Genomic DNA, 9,311 nt, shown 5'->3' with positions numbered 1-9,311 from the left:
CCGGGCCGCGCTGCCGGCTTGCCGTCACGCGGAGGAGCGTCTCTACGCCCGCCCGCCGACACCGTCAACACCTTTTTTCAACTTCGCCCGCCGCGCCTTCGCGCCGCCGGCCGTGCCCCGGTCTCCCGAAGCGGAGGGGCTCCGTCTACCCCGACCGCACAGAACCGTCAACACCTTTTTTTCAATCTTTCCGGGAACCTGTCGTCCCCGGAAACGCCCCGCCCCGGTTTCCCGCAGCGGGAGTGGCTGTCTACGCGGACCAGGTCCGCCCGTCAACCTCTTTTTCAACCCCCTGCGACCCGATCGACGCGAAATCGTCACCGAACGTCAGCGTGGGAGAATACACTTAAGCCCATCACTCAGGCCTGTCAACGCCCTTCTTCCCGCAACCGGGCATTCTGAAAAGAACTCTTCGTATTTTCTGGAGAAATATCAATCCATTCGAAGCAACCAAGGCATGGCCACGCCAAGCGCGGACCGCTTCGCGCCTCCGGCCGCCAGGAGCCGAGCGGCGGCGGCACAGGCAACAGTCGTGCCGGGCGCGCGCCCCGCTTTCGCGTTGGCCCGCCTTGTGCATTTTCCGCGGCAAGCGGCAAGGTTTTCCCTTTCCGCGCCGCGCGTCGGGCCCCTTCTCCCCACCGGAAAGACCGGATGGGCGCGGTCCCGACGCCAGACGGAAAGCGACCCGGCCCCCTCAAGGGACCAGGGCCTGGCGGCCGGCAATTCCTGCCGCCCACGGAACAAGGAAGGTACGACATGAGCGCGATCTGGACCGGCGTTTCCGGGCTGCTCGCCTACAGCAGCGGCATCACCAACACCGGCAACAACCTCGCCAATACCGGCACCACGGGGTACAAGTCCTCGCGGATGCTCTTTTCCGACATGATGAGCACCCTCGCCGGAGGGACATCGGACGGGAGCCAGGTCGGCATGGGCGTGCAGGTCGGCAGCGTGTCCATGACCACGACCGTGGGCGGCATCCAGGACGCCAGCAATTCCATGGACATGGCCATCGGCGGCGAGCACGGCTACTTCGTCGTGAAAAACCCCACCAACGACAAGGTGTATTACACCCGGGACGGCTCGTTCAACTTCAATACCGACGGCTACCTGGTGACTTCCACCGGCAACCAGGTGCAGGGATGGGCCGTGGACCAGGACGCCGTCACCGCAGCCAAGCGTAGCGGCACCTCCCTTTCCACCACCCCGACAACCGGGACGGTGACCGACATCCAGATCAAGGACTTCACCCTGCCCGCCCAGGCCACGAGCTCCGTCACCATGGCCGTCAACCTCGACAGCACGACCGAGGCTCAGACCCTGGACACGACCAACCCGTACTTCACCATGTTCACGAACTACGACGCCACGAGCAGCACGCCCGTGGCGAATTCCGACTATTCCACCCAGGTCAAGGTCTACGACTCCGAGGGCGGCGAGCACACCCTCACGACGTACTACTCCAAGGTGCAGGACGAAAACGGCAAGGAATACTGGGAATACATGGTCACCGTGCCGCCCGACGAGGACGGCGGCAGCTCCGCCGGCACCACCAAGGCCGGGGTGCTCATGATCGGCACCCTGACCTTTTCCGCCCAGGGCGAACTCGAGAACCAGACCGCCTTCACCCCCTCCGGGGGCGATCCCACCAGCCTGTCCGACTGGACCCAGGCCACCGTGGACAGCAACGGCGTGCCGCAGATGAGCGCCACCTTCGTCTCCAAGACGAACTCCTCCACGACCCTGGCCAGCCAGAGCATCGAATTCAAGACCGGCCTTTCCACCTCGGAAGACGCCTGGAGCTCCAACGCCCCGACCACGGCCGCGGACATCGGCACCCTGGCCAGCGCCAACGCCGGCTACACGCCCTCGGCCACGGTCAACAGCGCCACCTGCACCACCAACTACGCCACCTCCTCCTATACGCTCGATTCCAAGAGCGACGGCTACGCCTCGGGCGAACTGATCAGCACCAGCGTGGACGACAACGGCGTCATTTCCGGGACGTTCTCCAACGGCCAGACGGCGGCCCTCTATGTGGTGGCCCTGGCGGACTTCCGAAACCCCACGGACCTCTACCGGGAAGGCAACAACCTGCTCTCCGCCACCTCGGCCTCGGGCACGGCCAGCATCGGGCGGGCCAATTCCGGCGTCTTCGACGGCATCACCGGCTACTCCCTGGAATCGTCCAACGTGGACATGGCCACGGAAATGGTCAACCTCATCACCTTGCAGCGCGCCTTCGACTCCAACTCCAAGGTGGTGACCACGGCCGACGAGATGATGCAAAAGGCCATGGAGATCAAGAAGTAGGCCGGCGGCCGCGAGCTAGCGGCCGTACTGCCTGCGCCACTCGTCGAGGAAAAGCAGGCTCGTCTCCAGGGGCGAGAGCACGCCCTGCCGGGCCCGCACGGCCCAGACAAGGTCGTCGAAGGACACGTCCGGCGGCAGCGAAAGCTCGCCCAAAAGCGCCGCCACCTCGCCCCGCATCTCCTCCGGCAGCCCCGAAAGGGCCTGCCCGCCGTCCCGTTCCCCCCCCGGCCAGCCGGGCAGGCGCGAGGCCGCAAAGTCCAGCAACGCCTCCATGCGCCGGGCGTAGGTATGCTCGGCCAGGGCGCGTCGCCGGGCCTTTTCGGCAAAGACCGCGCGTGCGTCGGGATGGGCCAGGAAATAGGCCAGCCGCTCCTTGAGCTCGCCCAAGTCGCCGAACTGGGCCAGCTCGTCCTCGGAGAAGAGTTCGGACAAAAGGCCCCGCCGGTCCACCAGCTGGAAGGCCCCGCACATGGCCAGCTCGAAGGTGCGGGGATTGACGAAGTCGCCGCCGGGAACGAGCCTTTCCACGGAAACGCTCGAGTGCAGGTTGAGGTTGACCTCGGCGGCGTTGAAGATGCGCACCGACTCCTCGGTGCTGATCCGGCGACCGTCCAGGCGCAGCCGCGGGGCCAGCGTCGCGTCGCCGTCCCAGTCGCTGCCGAAGATGGCCAGCCCGTAGTCAAGGAGCTCGGCAAAGGCCAGGCGGCGGTTGGGATAGCCCGCGCCCATAAACGACGTGCGCGCGCCGTAGATCCGCCGTTCCACGGGAGTGAGCTCCAGAGGCCGGTGCACGGCCGGATCGGCGGCCAGCGGCAGGTAGAAGGCGTTCCCCTGGCCCGCGGCGGCCAGCTTTTCCAGCAGCGGCTCCTTCTGGATCACGGCGAAGACGTCGTAATAAGGCGCGAAGGCCTCCCAGTAGGTAAAGAGCCGAAAATCCTCCACGAACCACATGGCCGTGGCCACACCGTCGCGGCGCAGGCGCTTGAGGGCCTGGCGCGACAGCGGGGCCTGGGCCAGGGCCAGGAGCAGGTCCGGGCCGAAAGTCTCGGCCTTGGCGCACACGGCCTGGGACACGACCTGGAGGAAGCTGTTCTCCAGGTATTCCAGGCGGTCGGACGTCACCCGCAGGTCTTTGAGCGCCGAAAACGCCCCGTGAAAGGCCGGAGCCTCGAACACCTCGACCGCGTGGCCGAGCCCCTTGAGGGCGTCGGCGCAGTAGCGGCCGATGGGCAGCGAGCCGCCGTACATCGGCAACACCACGAGCACGCGCAGGGCGCGGGAAAAAGCCATGGCTACCACTCCCCGGCCAGAGCCCGGCCCGGCGGCGGCAGGACCCAGTCCGTTTCGAGACTGAGGCTTTCGGCCAGGTCGTGGCCGCTTTCGGCGGGCACGGCGTCCGCCGCCTCCCCGGCCAGCCGGCGGGTCAGGAAGGCGCGCAGGGCCTCGCGCCGGCCGGCCGTGGGGTCGTCGCCGCAAAAGGGCCGGCACAACGCGCCCAGGGCATCGCAGTCCGTGGCCAACCCCACGATACCGGCCGGGGGTGCGGCCTTGGCAGGGGCGGCCAGGCAGCGGTGCAGGGCCGGGTCGGCGAAGGGCGGCAGGCAGGCGAGCCCCTTGTCGCAGGGGGCCGACTCCAGGCAGGGCGCGCACGGGACCGTGTGCTGCCAGACCGTGTGCCCGAGGCCATAGGGGCCGGTCTCGTGGCTCCAGGCCGAGGACAGGAAAAAGGCCGTGACCGGCACGCCGCAAAAGGCGGCCAGGTGCATGGCTCCGGTGTCAGGCGTGACGAGCCGGTCGAGGCCGGACAAGGCGTCGACGAGCCCGGGCAGGTCGGTTTGACCCGTGGCGTCGCGGCAGGCCTCGCGCACGGGGCCGTCCAGGCGGCGCAGCAGCGCCCGGGCCTCGCCGGCCTGGGACGGCGTGCCGAACAGGGTGACGCGCTTGGCACCGGTCGCCAGAAAAAGCGTGCGCACGATGGGGGCCAGCACCTCGGGCGGCAGGGAGCGCCTGGCCGCCCGGCCGGCCAGGGCCACGCCGAGCCCGCCGCCCCGGGGCGCGGCCGGCGGGTTGACTAGGGCCGGGTCGAGGGGAGCGTCGTCGAGATGGGCCCAGATGTCGGCCAGATTGATGCCGGCCCCGCGCCGGTCCCGGGTCAGGCGAAAGACCAGGCGCAGGAGCGCGTCCTTGTCGGCCTGGCCGGCGTGCATACGGTAGCCCCGCTGGACCTCGGGCGGGAACATGGCCGCGAGGGCCATGGAAAGGGGCGAAAAGTTGAGGAGGAAGACCTTGTCCCAACGGGCGGCGGCCACGGCTTCGAAAGCCGGGCGCGCCTCCATGACGCGCCGGGCCGCGGCCGCGGCGTCCCGGCCGGGCGCGCCGTGGGCCGGCAGGCCGTGGACCGTGGCGAAGGGATAGAGGCGGCGGGCCAAGCCGGCGAGCGACGCGTCCACGGCCAGATGCACCTCGCCGCCCGTCGCCTCGGCCTTTCGGGCCAGGCCGGCAAGCAGCCGCCGGGTCTGGGCCAGGTCCCCGATGCGGGCCAGTTGGACCACCAGAAAGCGCGCCATTCCTTCTCCGGCTGGGTCACGATTTCGAAAAACACATGTGAAAAAAAGCCCTTTTCCGTCCGTGCGTTCTTCTGCTATAGGAGGCTTCCATGCGGTATTATCCCCTTTACGTCAATCTTCACGGCAAGCGCTGCCTGGTGGTGGGCGCGGGCCAGGTGGGCCGGCGCAAGATCGCCACGCTCGCCGCCTGCGGCCCGGCCGAGGTGCTCGTCCTCGACCTCGCGCCGCCCCGGGACGTGGTGGAAGAACTGGCCGCCGCGCCGACCGTGGTCTTCGAGCGCCGGGCCTTCGTCCCGGCCGACCTCGACGGCCGGTTTCTCGTCATCGCCGCCACGGACGACGAGGAACTCAACTGGACCATCAGCCGGGAGTGCGCCGCGCGCGGCATCCTGTGCAACATCGTGGACCAGCCCGAAAAATGCAGCTTCATCGTGCCGGCCCTTTTCACCCGGGGCGACCTGACCGTGGCCATCTCCACGGGCGGGGCCTCGCCGGCGCTGGCCCGCAAGATCAGGCAGGGGCTGGGGGAATTCCTCGGCACGGAGTACGGCGCGCTGCTCGTGCTCATGAGCGCCCTGCGGCCCATGGTCCTCGGGCTCGGCCTGCCCACGCAGGAGAATTCGGCCATCTTCCGCGACCTCGTCGACTCGCCGCTGATCGAAGCCCTGGAGCGCGGCGACGCCGCCGCGGCCGAGGCCGTGCTGCGGCGAATCCTGCCCGAGCCCCTGCACGAGGATGCGGCCGGGCTGATCGGTGGAGCCCTGGGCCATGCCGGCGCTTAACATCCTTTTCTTCCTGGTCCTGGCCGCCTACTTCCTGGGCGCGACCCTGCACCTGCTCGGCGTGGTGACGGGCAGGAAGCTCCTTCGCCGCACGGGGGAAGGACTCACCGTGGCCGGCTTCGCCCTGCACACGGCCGACCTCCTGGTGCTGCTGGCGGCCGAGGGCGGCTCGGCCCTGCTGCTCGGCGAATTCTACTTCAGTCTGCTGGCCTGGAGCCTGCTTTTGATCTGCCTGATCCTCTGGTGGCGGCTGCGCCTGGAGATGCTCGGGCTTCTGGCCGCGCCCCTGGCGCTTTTTCTCTTCCTGTCCTCCCAGGCCGTGACGGCCACGCGCATGCCCCTGCCCAAGGCGCTGGGCGGGCTTTTCTTCGGACTGCACATCGGGGCGCTTTTCCTGGCCATAAGCCTTCTGGCCATGGCCTGCGGCGCGGGCGCGGCCTACCTGTACCTGGACCGCAAGATCAAGACCAAGGAGAAGCTCTCGGGCTTTTCCAAGGCCCTGCCGGCCCTGTCCACCTGCGACACGGTCAACCGCTGGGCCGTGGCCGTCGGTTTTCCGCTCTACACCATAGGGCTTCTTTCGGGATTCATCTGGGCCAAGCTCACCTGGAACCGCATCTTCTCCTTCGACCCCAAGGAGATCACGGCCATCTGCGTCTGGCTGCTCTACGCCTTCCTGTTCCACCAGCGGTTTTTTCTCGGCTGGCGCGGCCGCAAGCCCGCGCGTCTGGCCATGTGGATCTTCTGCCTGACGCTCGTGTCCTTGCTCGTCATCAACTTTTTCATGCCAACGCATCACAGTTTCGCGCGATATATCGATGGAGCATCAAATCTACCTGTTTGGCCTCAACCATAAGACCGCCGGCGTCGAGGTCCGGGAGGCCTTCGCCCTGGGCGACAAGCCCACGCTCGGCGATCTCCTGGTGCGCGGCGAGGCTCGCGTGCGCGAAGCCCTGGTGCTGTCCACCTGCAACCGGGTGGAGGTGCTGGTGGCCGATCAGCCCGGCCGCGACGTCCGGCCGGCGGTGCTTCGCGCCTGGGCCGCCCACTGCGGCCAGGACGCGCAGGTCCTGGCGCCGCACCTTTACGAGCACGCGGGACTTGCCGCCGTGGAGCACCTTTTCTGCGTGGCCTCGGGCCTGGACTCCCTGGTGCTGGGCGAGCCGCAGATCCTCGGGCAGCTCAAGGCCGCCTACCGCCACGCCGTGTCCCTGGGCACGGCCGGAGTCATCACCAACCGGCTGTGCCACAAGGCCTTTTCCGTGGCCAAGAAGGTGCGCACGGCCACGGGCATCGGCGCGTCGGCCGTGTCCATCAGCTACGCCGCCGTGGAGCTGGCCAAGCGCATCTTCGGCGAGATGGCCGGGAAGCGGGCCATGCTCGTGGGCGCGGGCGAGATGGCGGAACTGGCGGCGCTGCACCTGCTCAACGCCGGCGTCTCCGAGATTCTCGTCGCCAACCGCACCTACGCCCGGGCCGAGGAGCTGGCGGCGCGCTTCAAGGGACGGCCCGTGGCCTTCGACGAGTTCGTCTCGCGGCTGCACGAGGCGGACATCGTCATCAGTTCGACCGGCGCGCCCCATGTGGTCATAAGGGCCAGGGACGTGCGTTCCGTGCTCAAGGCACGAAAGCATAAGCCAATGTTTTTCATCGATATCGCGGTGCCTCGCGATATCGACCCCGACGTCAACAGCCTGGACAACGTCTACCTCTACGACATCGACGACCTCCAGGAAGTGGTCGAGGAAAACCTGGCCCAGCGGCGCGAGGAAGCGGCCCGCGCCCGGGACATCATCGGCCTGCAGGTGGAGCGCTTCGGCGAATGGCTCAAGTCCCTGGACGTCAAGCCGACCATCGTGGATCTGCTTGCCGCCGGCGAGGACGTGGCCCGCCGCGAGCTGGCCAAGACTCTGCGCCGCCTCGGCCCCGACGTCCCCGACGAGACCCGCCGGGCCATCGAGACCCTGTCCCTGTCCATCAGCCACAAATTGCTCCACGAGCCCATCGCCTTTCTCAAACGCCGGGCCCGGGAGGAAAAAGGCGACAGGTTCATCGATCTCACCCGCCGCATGTACAACCTGGACCGCGAAGGCGTGCCGCCAAACGCCCATGCGGACCGGAAACCGCCCGAAGACGAGGCCATCGACCCGGACCTCGATGCGACGGAAGACAGCGAGTAACTCCCATGCGATCCTACCTCATCGATGAAGTCGCCGCCGAAAATATGGAAACCATCGAGCGGCACCTGGCTGAAAAAGGCTTCAAAGGTCCCCTGGACCACATCTACTACATCCCCTTTCCCCAGGAGATGCTCAACGACGAGCAGCAGCAGCACTACAACACCTGCGGCCCGTACATGCTCATCCTGGAGACCGGGCGCAACTGGCTCAAGCTCGAACTGCTCGTGCGCGGCAGCGGCAAGCTGCGCTGCTCCTGCATCAGCTACTGCACGCCCGAACAGCGCCAGCAGATGATCGACTTTCTCGACAACTTCATCCGGGAACTGGACATCCCGGTCTGACGCCCTCTCCGGGGCCGGCGCTTTCCCGGCCCCGAGCCGCGCCCGCGACGCCGCAGGCCGCCGCCCGCGCCGGCCCATGGCGTCGCGGGCGCGAACGCGGTCCCGGGCGCGGCCAGGCACGCGGCATGACGGCGATCCCCCCTTCCCCCCCAGACGCCGGGCCCGGCCCGGACCTCGGCGCGCTGCCGCGTCCCCAGGCCCTGCTCTGCCTGTCCGTGGCCCGCTTCCTGACGCGCGACTGCGGCCACGACCCGGCCGGCGCGACCTGGATCGTGGGGCTCTCCGGCGGCCCGGATTCCCTGGTCCTTTTCACCGTCCTTTCCGTCCTGGCCCCCCGCCTGGGGGCGCGCCTGGAGGCCGCCCACCTGGATCACGGCCTGCGCCCGGAATCGGCGGCCGAGGCCGCGTCGGTGGCCGCCTTCTGCCGGGAGCGCGCCGTCGTCTGCCACGTGCGCCGCGCCGACGTGGCCGGACTCGCCAGGAGCCAGGGGCGAGGCATCGAGGACGCCGGCCGCGCCGCCCGCTACGCCTTTTTCGCGGAACTCGCCGGCGACCGGACCAAGGCCTGGATCGTGCTCGGGCACCAGCTCAACGACCTGGCCGAGGACCAGCTCTTGCGCGCCACGCGCGGCGCGGGCTGGCCGGCCCTTGGCGGCATGCCCGCCCTGGACGCCGCGCGCCGCCTGCTGCGCCCGCTTCTGCTCACGCCACGGGCGGCCATCGAGGCCTTTGCCGCGGCGCTGGCCCTGCCGACCCTGGCCGACCCAAGCAACGCCGACCGCGCCTTCCGGCGAAACCGCCTGCGCCACGACGTCCTGCCGCTTCTTTGCGCCGAAAACCCGCGCTACCTCGACGCGGCGGCGCGGCTGTGGCGGCAGGCGCGCCTCGACGCCGCGCTTTTCGAAAGCCTTCTGCCCGCAGCGGACGATCCCGCCGTCCTGCCGCTGGCGACCGTCCTTGGCCTGCACCCGACCCTGCGTCCGCGCCTGTATCGCAAAGCGCTGGCGTCGCTCGGGCCGGGGCAGGCCCTGGCCGATGCCCTGCGCGGCCTGGACGATGCCGTGACGCGCCGCCAAACGGGCCGGGTGTTCCAGTTTCCCGGCGGCAAGCAGGCGCGGATCACGCGCC

The 9,311-nt window shown here is 68.9% G+C and carries 8 protein-coding genes; 6 read left to right on the top strand and 2 right to left on the bottom strand.

Going from position 1 to position 9,311, the window contains the following annotated elements; genetic code table 11:
• Positions 1-756: 756 nt before the first annotated feature.
• On the top strand, positions 757-2,313 hold the full coding sequence (locus Q1K70_RS12130; protein WP_300159829.1) for a flagellar hook-basal body complex protein: 1,557 nt from the start codon (positions 757-759) through the stop codon (positions 2,311-2,313).
• A gap of 15 nt (positions 2,314-2,328) precedes the next feature.
• Here Q1K70_RS12130 and Q1K70_RS12125 read toward each other — a convergent pair whose 3' ends face one another.
• Together Q1K70_RS12125 and Q1K70_RS12120 are read right to left on the bottom strand one after the other, a co-directional pair.
• Positions 2,329-3,603 carry a glycosyltransferase gene (locus Q1K70_RS12125; protein ID WP_300159826.1) on the bottom strand — a complete coding sequence of 425 codons (1,275 nt, stop codon included), beginning with the start codon at positions 3,601-3,603 and terminating at the stop codon, positions 2,329-2,331.
• A gap of 2 nt (positions 3,604-3,605) precedes the next feature.
• Entirely contained in the window at positions 3,606-4,880 is a 1,275-nt protein-coding gene (locus tag Q1K70_RS12120; protein ID WP_300159823.1) for a glycosyltransferase family 9 protein, read from the bottom strand.
• Positions 4,881-4,969: 89 nt separating this feature from the next.
• On the opposite strand from Q1K70_RS12120, the gene Q1K70_RS12115 reads away from it, so the two are divergent.
• The 5 genes from Q1K70_RS12115 to tilS all read left to right on the top strand — a co-directional run.
• Positions 4,970-5,662, top strand: coding sequence for a bifunctional precorrin-2 dehydrogenase/sirohydrochlorin ferrochelatase (locus tag Q1K70_RS12115; protein WP_300159820.1), 693 nt, complete (start codon positions 4,970-4,972; stop codon positions 5,660-5,662).
• Positions 5,649-6,518, top strand: a complete 870-nt coding sequence (gene ccsA, locus Q1K70_RS12110) for a cytochrome c biogenesis protein CcsA (protein ID WP_300159817.1) — start codon at positions 5,649-5,651, stop codon at positions 6,516-6,518. Before Q1K70_RS12115 ends, ccsA begins: the two co-directional genes overlap by 14 nt.
• Positions 6,481-7,842: a glutamyl-tRNA reductase gene (hemA, locus tag Q1K70_RS12105; RefSeq protein ID WP_300159814.1), complete on the top strand. Its 1,362-nt coding sequence runs from the start codon at positions 6,481-6,483 to the stop codon at positions 7,840-7,842. The genes ccsA and hemA overlap by 38 nt, the downstream gene beginning before the upstream one ends.
• 5 nt (positions 7,843-7,847) lie before the next feature.
• Complete coding sequence (locus Q1K70_RS12100) at positions 7,848-8,183, top strand: hypothetical protein (RefSeq protein ID WP_300159811.1); 336 nt, start codon at positions 7,848-7,850, stop codon at positions 8,181-8,183.
• Positions 8,184-8,308: 125 nt separating this feature from the next.
• On the top strand, positions 8,309-9,311 hold a 1,003-nt coding region (gene tilS / locus Q1K70_RS12095), incomplete at its 3' end, for a tRNA lysidine(34) synthetase TilS (RefSeq protein ID WP_300159808.1).

The organism is Solidesulfovibrio sp., assembly GCF_029978005.1.
Lineage (GTDB): Bacteria > Desulfobacterota > Desulfovibrionia > Desulfovibrionales > Desulfovibrionaceae > Solidesulfovibrio.
Note: the sequence above shows the minus strand (reverse complement) of the source record. Positions and strands in the feature narration are given on the sequence as shown.